Origin of the sequence: Bacteroides sp. An269, from assembly GCF_002159755.1 — a bacterium.
GTDB classification, from domain to species: domain Bacteria; phylum Bacteroidota; class Bacteroidia; order Bacteroidales; family Bacteroidaceae; genus Phocaeicola; species Phocaeicola intestinalis.
On record NZ_NFJG01000109.1, the window covers coordinates 1 to 15412 of the forward strand.

The window sequence follows — 15412 nt, forward strand, 5'->3', positions numbered from 1 at the left end:
GACGAAGAACAGGAGCGAAAAGGACCAAAAAATCGCCCAAAGCACACACGAAAACAGATACATCAAGCCAAGAAAAACTTTTTGGAGAAATTCAAAACAGCTTCTTAGTTGCTGGTAGGAAGCTTGGGTATCTTTCTTGTGTCGGGATAAGGATGTAAGGAATAAAAGGAACAAAATACGTGGTTCGTTTGTTATTATCTTGACAACTAATTTTGAAAATGGGAAAAAATGCTTATCTTTGTATAAACCTTAACCTGCCTGCTATGAAGAGAGAGGTTTTACTGGTCGCGTGTGTGATGTGTCTGCTGCTTTTGGGATGTGAGAAACAGCAGGTGCAGACTTTTTCGGTGTCTGATAAGCTGGAAATCATTTCGGACATGGTTTCGCAAAGAGAAGCTTTAGGCTCTTCCAGGCAATTGGATGCTTCGGATATTCTTTTGACAAAAGATTTACTTTACGATCAGCATACACTGGAAGATATCTATCCCTATGGCGATACGGTGCGTAGCTTTAAGTGGGAAATCATTCGCAAATGTTTGGCATTCATAGAAAATATGCAACGTGATGAGGTGGATTGGGTTGTGCTTCGAAACTATAAGAATCGTAATGGAGAAGCAGCTTTGGTACATCGGTATGTGCGGAACGTATATGGGAGGGTGGCAGACACATGTGGTGTGGAGCGTTATCAGTCAATACCTTTCTATGAGCCGAATGACTCGTTAGTGCCTGTTCGATACGGGCGCGATGGTTCACTGGCTTATCTGAAGAACCGGGAAGGTAGTTTCTTGCGTATCGTTCCTGTGACGGCGGAAAGTGAATGGCTTGTTCCGTCGCGATACGTCAGACAGCTTCCTGCGGGCATAAAGTTCCACCATGCGGTATTCGTCGACCGGCTCGATCAGAACATCACTACACTGGAGTGGACAGGAGAAGGGCAATGGACCATTCGAAGTATGAATCCGGCAACGACAGGTATGCACCGTCCACCATATGCACAGGAGACCCCGCTAGGAATGTTTTTGTTGCAAGAAAAGAAAGAGCGGATGGTGTTTTTGAAAGACGGTGGTTCCGGTGTAGGAGGGTATGCTCCATATGCATCTAGATTTACGAACGGTGCCTATTTGCATGGCGTGCCGGTTAATGTTCCACAAACCCGGATGGTAGAATACAGTTGGTCGCTAGGTACGATTCCCCGTTCACATATGTGTGTGCGCAATGCTACTTCGCATGCTAAGTTCATTTTCGATTATCTGCCAACCGAGGCTACGCTTGTAGTAATTATTGAGTAGTTGGAAATACAGAAGCATTGTGGAAATATTATTTTGAGAAATCCGTGTAATCTGTGGTGGGAAAATTATTTATTTTGTAACTTTGCAGCCGTATTCTAAATTGATTTCATGCTGCGTATTTTCTTGATTATTTTGATGATGGTAGCTTCCGTATGTAGCTCTGTGCTTTGTCGGTCGGAAGAAAAGAAAGATGCTCCACAAGTGAAGATTGTGGATCGTTGCCTCCAGTTGTATCACGAGATGGACTTGGAAGGACGGGTGAATTATATTGCTTTCCGTCAGGCTGTGACGGGTTATTACCGTATCGGACAGCGGAAACGGGAGGTGCTGACCCTTATCGACTTTTCGAAGCCTTCTACGCAGGAACGTTTGTACGTGTTCGATATGAAGCAGAAGAAAATGCTGTTCTCTTCGGTGGTGGCACATGGGAAGAACAGTGGGAACATCTATGCTACTTCGTTCTCAAACGAAGACGGTTCACACAAAAGTTCGTTGGGGTTTTATTTAACTGAATCAACGTATCAGGGCAGAAATGGTTATTCGCTGTTGCTGGAAGGATTGGAAAAAGGTATTAATGACCGTGCCCGTCAGCGTGCCATCGTGATGCACGGGGCTGCGTATGCCAATCCTTCTGTCATTCGTAATGGTGGGCGTTTGGGAAGGAGTTTCGGTTGTCCTGCTGTCCCTCAGAAGTTATGCCGTCCTATCATTGACGCCATTAAGGGTGGTAGTGTGATGTATATCTATGCCGCTAAACCCAGCTATCTGGCGCAAAGCTCAATCTTGCACGCGGAGGGTCAGGATAGAGAAGAGGCAGGTATCAGTCTGGAAGCGGCCTTGCGGTAATACCACCATCCGAAGAGGTCGGCCAGTGCCCAGCCGATGGGAATGGACCACCAGATGCCATGTACGCCAATAGAAGGAATAGAGGCCAGTCCGTAAGCTAATGCGACGCGGGTACCGAGCGAAAAGACGGTGAGCACTACTGACATGCCTGGCATGCGGATGGCACGGAAAAGTCCGTAGAGCATGAAAAGGTATCCGATACCTACGTAAAAACTGCCTTCCACACGTAAGTATTCTACCCCAATGGCGATGATTTCGGTTTCATTGGCATCGATAAAAAGCTGCATCAAAGGACGTGCAAAGACAAAGACCGCTGCAGAGATACATAGGCAAAAGCCGGTGATGAACCATAGCGTATTGTGTATTCCTTTTTTTATCCGTTCGAATTTCTTAGCACCGAAGTTTTGGGCAATAAAGGTGGAAAAAGCATTCCCGAAGTCCTGTACAGGCATATAAGCAAAGGTATCAATTTTGACAGCGATGGCAAAGGCTGCCATTACGGCGGTACCGAAACTGTTGACTAACCCTTGCACCATCAGAATGCCAAAGTTCATCACCGATTGTTGCATGCATGTAAGTGAGGAATAAGTGGCTATCTCACGGATGGATTGTCTGTTGATGCGGATATGTTTCCATTTTAGCCGGAATATTGGGAAGCGGTAGAGGGTATACAGGCAAAGTCCTACACCCGATACGATTTGTGAGATGACGGTGGCTACTGCTGCTCCTGTCACGCCCCAGTGGAAAATTGCGATGAACACCAGGTCAAGTACAATGTTGAGTACCACTGATATACCCAGGAAAGCGAGGGGTACGATGGAATTGCCTAAGGCACGGAGCAGGAAAGCATAATAATTATAAAGGAATGTGCTGAAGATACCGATGAATATCACCAACAGGTAGTCATGCATCATTCCAGTGATTTCGGCAGGAGTTTGCAGCCAGCGGATAATAGGATGGATGAATATCAGTGACAGCGTGTTGATGATGAGAGTAATACCGCCTGTCAGAAGGAGTGATGAGACCAGGCTTCGTTTCATTCCCTCGTAATCTTTTGCTCCATATTGCAGAGAGAATACGGCTCCTGTACCCATACAAAGCCCGATAAAGATGGAGGTAATGAACACCATCAGCGAATAAGCCGACCCTACCGCTGCCAGTGCATCGGCACCTAGGAAGTGTCCAACGATGAGTGTGTCGGCTATGTTGTAGCATTGTTGAAGCAGGTTTCCCAACATCATCGGGATAGCGAAACGCAGCATTGTGCCCGTGATGCTACCTTTTGTCAGGTCTCCCGCTGAAGTATGGTCTTGTATGTTCATGGCTTTGTCTTTACGTTTGCTGCCGCAAAGATATTGCATAAATCAAAAACATATACTACCTTTGCCTAAATTTATAGTCAAACTTGGATTTATAAACCTTATATGATATGTTCAGAAGTCATACTTGTGGTGAGCTGAGACTCGCCGATGCAGGCAAAAACGTGACGCTCGCCGGCTGGGTGCAGCGTACGCGTAAGATGGGAGGGATGACCTTTGTGGATCTTCGTGACCGATATGGCATCACCCAATTGGTGTTTAATACAGAAGTGAATGCAGAACTGTGCGAGCGAGCCAATCACTTGGGACGTGAATTCGTTGTTCAGGTAATGGGCGTGGTGAGCGAGCGTTCCAGCAAGAATGCCAACCTTCCTACTGGTGAAATCGAAATCATCGTGTCGGAATTGAATGTGCTGAATGTGGCACAGACCCCTCCGTTTACGATTGAAGATAATACAGACGGCGGCGATGACCTCCGGATGAAATACCGCTACTTGGATTTGCGTCGTACTGCCGTGCGCAAGAATCTGGAGTTGCGCCACCGGATGACAATGGAAGTGCGCCGTTACTTGGACAGCAAAGGCTTCCTCGAAGTGGAAACTCCGATGCTTATTGGGTCTACACCCGAAGGTGCGCGCGATTTTGTGGTGCCTTCACGCATGAATCCGGGACAGTTTTATGCCTTGCCTCAGTCTCCGCAGACGTTGAAGCAGCTACTGATGGTGTCGGGGTTCGACCGTTATTTCCAGATTGTGAAATGTTTTCGCGATGAAGACCTTCGTGCTGACCGTCAGCCTGAGTTCACACAGATTGACTGTGAGATGAGTTTTGTGGAACAGGAAGACATCATCCAGATGTTTGAAGGGATGGCAAAGCATCTGTTCAAGGAATTGCGTGGTGTGGAACTGACTGAGTCGTTCCAGCGTATGCCGTGGGCCGATGCAATGAAGTATTATGGTAGCGACAAGCCCGACTTGCGTTTCGGCATGAAGTTTGTCGAACTGATGGATATATTGAAAGGTTATGGCTTCTCAGTATTCGACAATGCAGCGTATATCGGCGGTATCTGTGCTGAGGGGGCGGCGCATTACACTCGCAAACAACTTGATCAGTTGACCGAGTTTGTGAAGCGTCCGCAAATCGGTGCGAAAGGCATGGTCTATGCCCGCGTGGAAGCCGATGGTAACGTGAAATCAAGTGTCGATAAATTCTATGCTCAAGATGTGCTTCAGCAGATGAAAGAGGCTTTCGGTGCCAAACCGGGTGATTTGATATTGATATTGAGTGGTGACGATGCGATGAAAACTCGCAAACAGCTTTGCGAATTGCGCTTGGAGATGGGTAACCAGCTGGGCTTGCGCGATAAGAATAAGTTTGCCTGCTTGTGGGTGGTAGATTTCCCGATGTTTGAATGGAGTGAGGAAGAAGGTCGCCTGATGGCAATGCACCATCCGTTTACCCATCCTAAAGACGAAGACATTCCTTTGCTGGATACAGACCCGGCTGCCGTGCGTGCCGATGCTTATGATATGGTGGTCAACGGCGTAGAAGTAGGGGGTGGTTCTATTCGTATCCACGATTCAGCGCTTCAGGAGAAAATGTTCGAAATTCTGGGATTCACACAGGAAAAGGCGCAAGAGCAGTTCGGCTTCCTGATGAACGCCTTTAAGTTCGGTGCACCTCCTCATGGCGGATTGGCATATGGTCTCGACCGTTGGGTATCGCTCTTTGCCGGTCTTGACAGCATCCGAGACTGTATTGCATTCCCAAAGAACAATTCCGGTCGTGACGTAATGTTGGATGCTCCAGGCTATCTTGACCAGAAGCAGCTGGACGAATTACATCTGCAAGTAGTGAAAGAAGACTGACCCAAAAAGGCACTGGTCATCGTTATCTCTTAAAAGAAGTTGAATGAAAGAATCTGTACGCGTCATTCGTTTTGCTATCGTAGGCACGCTCAATGCTTTGATTACTGCGTTTGTGGTATGGCTGCTGATGCATATCGAGGGTGAAAGTTACATCACGGCGAATATCATTGCTTATGTCGTGGCGCAGATTCACAACTTTATTTGGTGTAAATATTGGATATTCCCTCTTGAGCCTGGCAATAAGAAGAACAGCATCTGGCATCAGGTGTTGTTCTTTGCCGGTGCCTTCCTGCTGGCCTACAGCATGCAGTTCCTTTTCCTGCTGATGTTGGTGGAGTTGTTTTACTGCAATGAGTATCTGGCTCAGTTTCTGGGACTTTTCATCTACGGTGCGGTCAACTTTATCACCAACCGTCACATTACTTTCCGCTGATGTCATTTCGCAAACATCCCTTGCAGTGGCGTATGCGATATGCTACTGCAAGGGATGTTTGCGGATATTCATTAAAAACATTATGCCATTTTCAGCAGGTGCTGTTCTTCGATGTAATTCAGTCCTTTATCGAGTATGACTTTACGGGTTTCTTCCGGGCTGTCAGTCCGGAATACCAGGATGCCTTTGCCCGAAAGTAGGAATGAATAGAGGTAGGAAATACCTATCCCTGCCTGGCTGAAGCTTCGAATGGCATCGGCTGCACGTCCCGGTTGGTTATCGAGCATGATGGCGAACACGTCCGAAAGATTTGCTGAGATGCCTGCCTGTTTCAATGTTTCGTAAGCGCGCATCGGTTCGGAACAGATGATGCGGTAGATACCATATTCTACTGTGTCGGAAATGGTGGAAGCGATAAGTTGGATATTCGCTTCTTTCAGTAGTTCGAGCACCTGAAGCAATGTGCCCGACTTGTTTTCTACAAATACAGATAACTGGTGGATGGTCATATTTTATGCTTTTTAGGTTTACAAGAACAAGCTCTGACGAGGTTGGCAAAACTCTGAATATTCAAGGCTGTTTAAAGCTTTGTCACCTTATCAGCTGATGCCTTGTGTTGGTATTATATCAATGTTTTTCTTAAGTCTTTCACGCGTATGGCTTTACCTTCCTGCTGGGGCAGGCTGCCTTTAGGTACGAGTTTGACGCGCGGAGTTATCAATATTTCGTCTTTCAACTGGCGGGTGATTTCCTTGGTTAGTCTTTGCAGGAAACCATAGTCATCGGTAAAGTCGTTCAGTTCTACTTCTACGGTCATTTCGTCATTCGCTTCCAGATTGGTCAGCGTGATGAGGTATTCGTTACCCAGTTCCTTAAATTGCATCAGAATGTTTTCTATCTGGATAGGGAAGATGTTCACACCCTTCAAGATTATCATGTCATCGCTCCGGCCTTTCATGCGGTCCAGTCGTTTGTGGTGACGTCCGCAAGGACAGTCACCTGGCAAGATGCGTGTCAAGTCACGTGTGCGGTAGCGCAGGAGGGGCATTGCTTCGCGGTTGATGGTAGTCAGCACCAGTTCGCCTATCTCACCTTCAGGTACCGGTTCCAGTGTTTCCGGATCTACGATTTCCACGATGTAATAGTCTTCCCAAATGTGCAGACCATTCTGTTCGGGACACTCGAATGCCACTCCCGGACCACACATTTCAGACATTCCGAAAGAGTTGTATGCCTTTACGCCTAACATGTCCTCGATACGCCGGCGTTGTTCGTCCGAATGTGGTTCAGCTCCGATAATCAAGGTACGGAGCTTTGTATCGCGGTGCGGGTCAATGCCCATCTCTTCCATTACCTCATAAAGTCGTCCGGCATAGCTGGGAATGGCGTGTAGCGCGGTAGTGCCGAAGTCGGTGATAAACTTGATTTGCCGCTTGGTGTTTCCAGCTGCTGCAGGTACGGTGAGCATTCCAAGCCGTTCGGCACCATATTGGAATCCCAGTCCACCGGTGAACATTCCGTAGCCCGATGAATTTTGGAAAATGTCACCTTTGCGTAATCCTACCATGTAGAGGCAGCGTGCTACGGCATTTGCCCATTCATCCAGGTCGTGTTGGGTATGCAGGATGACGGTAGGTGTGCCCGTTGTGCCACTGGACGAGTGCAGGCGTACCACTTCTTCCAGCGGAACAGCCGAAAGTCCGAATGGGTAATGGTCACGCAAGTCTTGCTTGGTGGTAAAAGGTATTTTCTGTAAATCGTCCAGCGAGCGTATGTCTTCCGGCCTGAGGCCGTTCTCGCTGAAGCGTTGTTTATAGAAAGGAGAGCGCATGCAGCGTTGCAATGTTTGTTGCAGCCTCTCCATTTGAAGCCGTTCTATCTCCGGGCGAGTCATTGTTTCCAGTTCCGGATGCAAGTACATTTGTTCGTGTTTCATAGTTTTTTCTGAGATGTAATGTATTTAGTATGAACATTCTGAGATGTCATCTTTAATTGTTTTATGAATGTCCGCAATCAGCCAATTCGCTGAGTTGAAAATGCAGTAGTACTGCCTTTGCTGATGCAGTATATATTCATAAGCCGATGCAGTATATATTCATAAGCCGATGCAGTATATATTCATAAGCCGATGCAGTATATATTCATAAGCCGATGCAGTATATATTCACAAGCTGATGCAGTATATATTCATAAGCTGATGCAGTATATATTCATTTTTCAGGGGTATGCATTGACTGTTTGCGGACATTCATTAATTGTTTTCCTTTTTGATTGGTGCCGTTATAAACATGGTAGAAAAATCTTATACTTAAGTGCTTTATATTTTATGTTGAGACTTGACTGGGACAGATTTTGTTTTCTTTGAATCCTTTGCTCTCTGAGGTTTAAGAGATTGAAGTTTCATTAGGAAGTATAAGATTTTTCATTGTTTTTACAGGCTGGTTAATTATTTTGAACTTTCATCAGCACTTTATTTTCAGTTCGTTCAAAATGCAACGCATTTTTTCAAACGTAGTGATGCGGGTAGGTACCAAAGGAAGGCGCAGGCGGTTCTTTATCATCCCCATCATGCTAAGCATGGCCTTCACTCCTGCCGGATTACCGTCAACAAAGAGTAGCTTAAATAATTCAGTAAACTGGTGATGGATAGCCAATGCGCTAGGATAATCACCGGCTAGTGCCAGACGGGTCATACGGCTGAATTCTCGTGGAAATGCATTTCCTATGACTGAAATGACTCCTACAGCTCCCAATGTAATCAGAGGAAAGGTAATGCCGTCATCGCCTGAAATAACATCGAAATTGGTTGGTTTGTTTTTTATGATGTCATCCATTTGTGTAATGTTTCCCGAGGCTTCTTTAATGGCTACGATGTTTTCGAAATCACGTGCCAGGCGCAACGTCGTTTCAGCTGTCATATTTACACCCGTGCGTCCAGGTACGTTATAAAGTACCACCGGCAATTTAGTAGCTTGTGCGATGGCTTTGTAATGTTGGTAAATCCCTTCTTGTGACGGCTTATTATAGTAAGGTACGGCAACGAGTACGGCATCTACTCCTGTCATATCATCATTTTTCAACGTGTCAACTACAGTTTGGGTACAGTTACTGCTCACGCCTAACAGAATGGGAACTCTTCCGTTTACTCGTTCTATGACAGTTTGTTTTATCTTTTTCTTTTCGTCAGCCGTCAGTGTTGGGGTTTCTGCTGTGGTTCCCAGTACACATAAGAAGTCTGTGCCATTTTGGATCTGATATTCCACCAACTTAATAAGTGCATCATAATCCACACTTCCGTCTTCATTAAAAGGAGTGACTAATGCCACTCCCATTCCTCTCAACTTTCTTCGTATCATAATCAAAATATAAACGTGATCTATTAGCTTCACAAAAATACGAATATTTTTTTTTTTAAAACAAATATGCCCTTAATTATTTAACGTTGTAAAGTCAACCGACCCATGCAATTTAAAATTGATTTAAAGAATTCGTTCGTTTCCACAAACGAAGATATGCTTCATCTGCCATTCCAGTTACTTGCTACACTTCGCGGTGCCGGTTTGCTGACGGGGTAGGGGAAAGGTTATAAAAAAAGTCTGTAGGCTGAGCTTACAGACTTTTCAATTCTCTCTAATTGTTCGAGATTGGATTATTCAGCAACTACTGAATCAGTAGCAGCGGCAGCTGTTGAATCAACTGCTGTAGAATCCATTACCGGAGCAGCTTCTTCTACAGTTTCAACTGTTGCTGAAGAATCTACAGTGCTTTCAGTGTTAGCTGCTTTGTTTCCGCAAGATGCAAAAGAAACAGCAGCAAATGCTACGAACAAAAATACTAATTTTTTCATTTTCTTTGCTTTTTTAAATCTGTAATACTTATGTTGTCTTCTTAAAACGCTGCAAAGATATAGAGTTTTTTAATAGGTTGTTCATGAAAACCGGTTTTTTTTTGAAAAAAATATGTTTGGTAAAGGAATCCGAACGTACAAAGTGTAAAAATGCGATTCTCTGATGCCGGTTAGCGATGGTCTGCAAAATAATGTGTAACTTTGCATTCCCTGAATCAGGATTAATTATACACCTTATTATATATATGACAGATAATTCTATTTTTCGCAATAAGAAAGCGGCCTATTGCACCTTGGGATGCAAGTTGAATTTTGCCGAAACATCTACAATAGGAAAGATGCTGAAAGAAGCAGGCGTACAGACAGTGCAGAAAGGAGAAAAGGCGGATATATGCGTAATCAACACCTGTTCGGTGACTGAGGTCGCTGATAAAAAGTGCAGGCAGGCGATTCATCGGATGGTGAAAGAGCATCCGGGAGCTTTCATCGTGGTGACAGGATGTTATGCACAGCTGAAACCGGAACAAGTGGCGGGCATTGAAGGGGTAGACTTGGTATTGGGTGCCGAGCAGAAAGGAGATTTGATGAAATACTTGGGTGGGCTGGAAAAGCGTGCTCATGGCGAAGCAGTGACTTCACCTCAGCAAGATATACATACATTTGTGCCTTCTTGTTCAAGGGGAGACCGTACCCGTTATTTCCTGAAAGTACAGGACGGATGTGATTATTTCTGCTCGTATTGTACGATTCCTTTTGCACGTGGAAGAAGCCGGAATGGTAAAATTGCTGATTTGCGGGAACAGGCACGACAGGTTGCAGCAGAAGGTGGTAAGGAAATAGTATTGACGGGAGTCAATATCGGTGATTTTGGTAAAAGCACCGGTGAGACATTCCTTGAGCTGGTGCAGGCACTGGATGAGGTGGAGGGAATCGAACGGTACCGGATCTCTTCGATTGAACCAAACTTGTTGACCGATGAGATTATTGCGTTTGTAGCTCAATCGAAACGGTTTATGCCTCATTTTCATATTCCATTACAATCGGGATGCGATGAAGTGTTAAAATTGATGCGCCGGCGCTACGACACGAAGCTGTTTGCTTCGAAGGTGCAAACGATCAAATCGTATATGCCTGATGCGTTTATCGGTGTGGATGTGATTGTGGGGACACGTGGAGAGACACCCGGCTATTTTGAGCGTACCTATCAGTTTATTGAGGGACTGGATATAACCCAGTTGCATGTATTCAGTTATTCGGAACGTCCGGGTACGCAAGCCTTAAAGATAGATTATGTAGTCTCTCCGGAAGATAAGCATGCACGAAGCCAGCGTCTGCTTGCTCTGTCGGACGAAAAAACAACAGCCTTTTATGAAAGACATATCGGTCAGGAAGCTGTTGTCTTGATGGAACATGCTAAGGCGGGAGCACGAATGCATGGCTTTACACCGAACTATATACGGGTAGAACTGGAAAATAAAGAAGGCTTGGACAATAATTTAGTGCGTGTACAGCTGGGTGAAATGAATGCCGATGGGACAGCATTAAAAGGAATCTTGTGTGGAAAGTTGGATTGATTTGGATGTTTTAACATTTCCGGAGCAGTGAAAATAGGACTTGTTGCATTCTATTGGTGCCGGTGGACAAATGGGAACCGATCCTGTAGAAGTTTTATTGTAATTTCAGCTCATTGGCGCTTGTTGTTTTGCAATAAAATTGTATATTTGTAAGAAGCTGTTTTGGATTTATCGCCCAAAGCACACACGAAAACGGATACATCAAGCCAAGAAAAACTTTTTGGAGAAATTCAAAACAGCTTCTAAATAGAGTCGGTATTTGTGTTTCCCTGGCACGTGTTTGTTGTTAATCTTATAAGGAATAAGAATGTATGAGTAAGATAAATGTAGCTGTTGTCATTTTGAATTGGAACGGTGCAGAGATGCTCCGCAAATTCTTGCCTTCTGTATTGACCTATTCACAGGGAGAAGGTGTGAAAGTGTATGTAGCCGACAATGCATCGACAGATGATTCATGTGCGGTTGTGGAAAAAGAGTTTCCTGAGGCTTGCTTGATGAGGCTGGATCAGAATTATGGCTATGCGGGTGGGTATAACAAGGCATTAAAGCAGATAGATGCAGAATACGTGGTGTTGTTGAACAATGATGTAGAAGTGGGGAAAGGCTGGTTGGAGCCTATGGTGAAATATATGGACGAACATCCGCAAGTGGCAGCCTGCCAGCCTAAAATCTTGAGCTGGCGGGTAAAGACTAATTTCGAATACGCTGGGGCGGCAGGTGGATTTATCGACCGGTATGGTTATCCGTTCTGTAGGGGACGGGTGCTGGATGAGATAGAGGAAGACCGTGGACAGTATGATTATAATATACCGATATTCTGGGCTACAGGGGCGGCGTTGTTTGTCCGGCGGAATGTATATTGGGAAGTGGGAGGTCTGGACGAACGCTTTTTTGCCCATATGGAAGAAATAGATTTTTGTTGGCGGTTGCGTAGCCGGGGGTATCGTATTGTCTGTTTGCCGCTATGTGAAGTATATCATGTAGGAGGGGCTACTTTAAAGACAAGTGACCCGAAGAAAACTTATTTGAATTTTCGAAACAACTTGCTGATGCTTTATAAAAATTTGCCAGCTAAGGAGTTGAAGCGTGTAATGCGTGTCCGGCTGATATTGGACTATCTGGCAGCTGGTTTCTTTGCTTTGCGTGGGAAAGTAGGGGAAGCACGTGCTGTGTTGAAAGCACGTTGTGACTATGTGGCCATGCGACCTCAGTTTGAAACGGACCGCAAAGAGAATTTGCAGAAATCAGTCAATACTGATATTGGGGAGCGATATCGTTTCAGTCTGCTGTGGCGAGTACAGGGAAGAAGGAAGAGAACGTATGAAGAGTTGATAGGATAACTCTTTATAGAATGTTTATTGAGGGTATATCAAGATAAAGAACGGCTATCAAAATGAAAACTAAGTCCTGTTTTGATACACCCTCAAAACAGTTTTTTTATTTGTAAATAGCTTTTTTCCCAGCCAGCAGGGTGTTCCGCATCAATGAAACGATTGTCATGGGACCTACACCTCCTGGCACAGGTGTGATGAAGGAGCATTTAGAAGCTACCTCATCGAATTTTACGTCTCCAGTCAGTTTGAATCCTGATTTTTTTGTTGCATCTGGAACGCGGGTAGTGCCTACGTCAATAATAACCGCTCCTTCTTTTACCATATTTGCTTTTACGAAGTTGGGTTGTCCCATGGCGGCTATGATGATGTCTGCTTCTTGGCATTCTTTTACAAGGTCTGCACTGTGGCTATGACAAACGGTCACTGTGGCATCGCCCGGATAATTTTTTTGCATCATCAGCATCGCCATCGGTTTGCCTACAATGTTGCTTCTTCCCAGTACGACACATTTCTTTCCTTGTGTTTCGATGTGGTACCGTCTGAATAATTCCATGATTCCGTTGGGAGTGGCTGAAATATAGCAGGGGAGTCCGATAGACATGCGTCCTACATTAATGGGGTGAAAGCCGTCTACGTCTTTGCGGTAGTCTATCGTTTCGATTACCTTCTGTTCGGATATGTGTTTGGGCAAAGGCAACTGGACAATAAAACCATCGATGTCTTCATCTTCGTTTAACTCACAGACTTTTGCCAGTAGTTCTTCTTCGGTCACGTTGTCTTCGTAGCGGATCAATGTGGACTTGAAACCGCATACTTCACATGCTTTTACTTTCGATGCCACGTAGGTCTCACTTCCACCATCGTGACCCACTAAAATGGCAGCCAGATGCGGACGTTTTCCTCCATGGGCAACAATGTCTGCTACTTCTGCTGCAATTTCTTGTTTAATCTGTTCAGAAATAGCTTTTCCATCAATCAATGTCATATTTCTTCTGTTTAAATTGTTTAATATATTAATGCTCTAACAAAATTAATATTTTCCATTCATATCATCTAGTATATTTGTTTCTTTATGCTTTATTAACCCAGCATCCGTAGCGGTAAAATGGAATGCCTGAAAGAATTTGTGAAATCAGTGTCGGAAGGCATAAATGCTACGCTGTAGAAGATAATCTTTTCCAATATCGGATAATTCTCTCCGTCACTGAGGGTAATCTGCATGATTTAAATGCGTTTGTTCTGTGTTTTCTGTGTTTTTGTCTGTTCCCGAATAAAAAAACATTGGAAAAGTTTGCAGATTCAAAATTAATGTTTACCTTTGCACTCGCTTTTGAGAGGTAATCAACATGGTGACTATAGTTCAGTTGGTTAGAGCGTCAGATTGTGGTTCTGAATGTCGTGGGTTCGAGTCCCACTAGTCACCCTTACTTAAAAAACCTCTTCGGAGTAATTCATTACATTTTATACCAACATGGTGACTATAGTTCAGTTGGTTAGAGCGTCAGATTGTGGTTCTGAATGTCGTGGGTTCGAGTCCCACTAGTCACCCACACTTGGGTATCAGGCAGTGAGTATATAAATGTATATTCACTGCTTTTTCTTTTTTAAATATTCCCTATTGGATTTGTACTTTTTTAATTAATTGCCTATATTTGCAAAAAAATATGAATAATATGGTCGGTAAGGTAGGTGTTATCGTTTCTATTGTTCTTTTCTGCATAGCAGTAGGAGTTTATAGCTTTGTCCAACTCAGTGTGGCTGATAAGGGCAAGGATGTCGATTTGTTGTCTTTTGTGCCATTGGAGAGTGTTGGCTTGCTTGAAACTGATAATCCTGACTTCTTGGCTAATGAATTTCCACAAACCACTTATGGTTTGCAATTGGATACATTGCGGCAGAGTGGTTTGTTTCCGATGGTACTTAATGCCGTATTTCCGAATGCAGACAGTACGGTACATCGGCTGAGCAATGGCATTGAAAGAATGATGATCAGTTTTCATGCACCAATGTCGGCGCGTAATGTCGTAATGTATTTCCGTACCCACGGTTCGGGAAGAGAGTTTTTACAGCGGATGATGCAGCGCCAAGGGAGAAGGTTTGTGCCTAAGAAAGAGTCGTATCGAGGTAGCGATATAGATATCTATGCACTCGAAAACGGTGATTTTATAGCTGCTTATTGTGGCAAGGGTTTTTGTGTCCTTAGTTATCAGAAAAGCTTGATAGAGCAAGTGATTGATGCCCGTAAAGATGATGTTTCGTTGCGTGAGGATGCTGTGTTTATGGAATGTTACGAAGGAAAGGCTGTCAATTTTATTACATTGTACGGGCATGCTCCTTCACTGCCTTTCCTGGTAAGGGATTGTGCAAGTTGCTGGAGCAGTTTTGATATCCATTTAAACAGTGAGGTGTTTTATTTGAGTGGTTCGATGGTATTGCCGGATTCATGCCGGTTTCGTGTCACAGACCGGCTGTATCAAATGGATTCAGTTTCTGAAGATGGCTTGCTGGTGTTGTCGGGACAAGAAAAGGTGGATTCGTGTATATCGCGTATGATAAGCATTCCACAACATACTTTATTCGAAGAATGTGTATCGAATCTTTCGCGTGATGCCTCTTTTATTTTTGTGGCGGATATGGATAAGTTGAAAGGAGGGGATATGTTGCAGGTTGGCGGATTTTATTTGCCCAAATTTGTGATGCAGCATGTCGATTTGTTCCGCTCATTCATTTTTTCTGCCCAAGTAACAAAAGTTGGCAACAAGTATTCGCATATCATTGTTTTCACGTATAAGAATTAAGAAGCTGTTTTGAATTTCTCCAAAAAGTTTTTCTTGGCTTGATGTATCCGTTTTCGTGTGTGCTTTGGGCGATTTTTTGGTCCTTTTCGCTCCTGTTCTTCGTC

At 44.4% G+C, this 15412-nt stretch carries 13 protein-coding genes and 2 tRNA genes; 9 read left to right on the forward strand and 6 right to left on the reverse strand.

Annotated features, from left to right (window positions below; translation table 11 throughout):
* Positions 1-263 precede the first annotated feature (263 nt).
* Together B5F71_RS15795 and B5F71_RS15800 are read left to right on the forward strand one after the other, a co-directional pair.
* Positions 264-1289 carry a L,D-transpeptidase family protein gene (locus B5F71_RS15795; protein ID WP_087212167.1) on the forward strand — a complete coding sequence of 342 codons (1026 nt, stop codon included), beginning with the start codon at positions 264-266 and terminating at the stop codon, positions 1287-1289.
* 108 nt (positions 1290-1397) lie between these two features.
* A complete protein-coding gene (locus B5F71_RS15800; RefSeq protein WP_087212170.1) occupies positions 1398-2135 on the forward strand; it encodes a murein L,D-transpeptidase catalytic domain family protein in 738 nt (245 codons plus the stop codon).
* Here the strand turns inward: B5F71_RS15800 and B5F71_RS15805 are convergent.
* A complete protein-coding gene (locus B5F71_RS15805; protein WP_087212182.1) occupies positions 2087-3457 on the reverse strand; it encodes an MATE family efflux transporter in 1371 nt (456 codons plus the stop codon). The genes B5F71_RS15800 and B5F71_RS15805 overlap by 49 nt on opposite strands.
* 107 nt (positions 3458-3564) lie before the next feature.
* On the opposite strand from B5F71_RS15805, the gene aspS reads away from it, so the two are divergent.
* A complete protein-coding gene (gene aspS / locus B5F71_RS15810) occupies positions 3565-5322 on the forward strand; it encodes an aspartate--tRNA ligase (RefSeq protein WP_022039917.1) in 1758 nt (585 codons plus the stop codon).
* A 43-nt stretch (positions 5323-5365) separates the two neighbouring features.
* A complete protein-coding gene (locus tag B5F71_RS15815; protein WP_022039916.1) occupies positions 5366-5755 on the forward strand; it encodes a GtrA family protein in 390 nt (129 codons plus the stop codon).
* Between the two features lie 80 nt (positions 5756-5835).
* Here the strand turns inward: B5F71_RS15815 and B5F71_RS15820 are convergent, their stop codons facing one another.
* The 4 genes from B5F71_RS15820 to B5F71_RS15835 form a co-directional block, all read right to left on the reverse strand.
* Positions 5836-6264, reverse strand: coding sequence for an acetohydroxyacid synthase small subunit (locus B5F71_RS15820; RefSeq protein ID WP_022039915.1), 429 nt, complete (start codon positions 6262-6264; stop codon positions 5836-5838).
* Positions 6265-6377: 113 nt separating this feature from the next.
* The gene (locus B5F71_RS15825) at positions 6378-7676 is read right to left on the reverse strand and encodes a phenylacetate--CoA ligase (RefSeq protein WP_087212186.1); all 1299 of its coding nucleotides are present in this window, start codon (positions 7674-7676) and stop codon (positions 6378-6380) included.
* 541 nt (positions 7677-8217) lie between these two features.
* Positions 8218-9111, reverse strand: a complete 894-nt coding sequence (dapA, locus tag B5F71_RS15830; RefSeq protein WP_087212173.1) for a 4-hydroxy-tetrahydrodipicolinate synthase — start codon at positions 9109-9111, stop codon at positions 8218-8220.
* A gap of 293 nt (positions 9112-9404) precedes the next feature.
* Positions 9405-9602, reverse strand: a complete 198-nt coding sequence (locus B5F71_RS15835) for a hypothetical protein (RefSeq protein WP_022039911.1) — start codon at positions 9600-9602, stop codon at positions 9405-9407.
* Positions 9603-9847: 245 nt separating this feature from the next.
* On the opposite strand from B5F71_RS15835, the gene mtaB reads away from it, so the two are divergent.
* Positions 9848-11176, forward strand: a complete 1329-nt coding sequence (gene mtaB / locus B5F71_RS15840; RefSeq protein WP_087212189.1) for a tRNA (N(6)-L-threonylcarbamoyladenosine(37)-C(2))-methylthiotransferase MtaB — start codon at positions 9848-9850, stop codon at positions 11174-11176.
* A 320-nt stretch (positions 11177-11496) separates the two neighbouring features.
* Positions 11497-12516: a glycosyltransferase family 2 protein gene (locus tag B5F71_RS15845; protein WP_204428046.1), complete on the forward strand. Its 1020-nt coding sequence runs from the start codon at positions 11497-11499 to the stop codon at positions 12514-12516.
* A 97-nt stretch (positions 12517-12613) separates the two neighbouring features.
* Here B5F71_RS15845 and folD read toward each other — a convergent pair whose 3' ends face one another.
* The gene (folD, locus tag B5F71_RS15850; RefSeq protein ID WP_087212179.1) at positions 12614-13495 is read right to left on the reverse strand and encodes a bifunctional methylenetetrahydrofolate dehydrogenase/methenyltetrahydrofolate cyclohydrolase FolD; all 882 of its coding nucleotides are present in this window, start codon (positions 13493-13495) and stop codon (positions 12614-12616) included.
* Positions 13496-13859: 364 nt separating this feature from the next.
* Between folD and B5F71_RS15855 the strand changes: the two genes are divergently transcribed.
* The 3 genes from B5F71_RS15855 (at position 13860) to B5F71_RS15865 (ending at position 15308) form a co-directional block, all read left to right on the forward strand.
* Positions 13860-13933 (forward strand) — tRNA-His (locus B5F71_RS15855).
* 51 nt (positions 13934-13984) lie between these two features.
* A tRNA-His gene (locus B5F71_RS15860) sits at positions 13985-14058 on the forward strand.
* Between the two features lie 116 nt (positions 14059-14174).
* Complete coding sequence (locus B5F71_RS15865) at positions 14175-15308, forward strand: hypothetical protein (RefSeq protein WP_225226423.1); 1134 nt, start codon at positions 14175-14177, stop codon at positions 15306-15308.
* Positions 15309-15412: the final 104 nt, after the last annotated feature.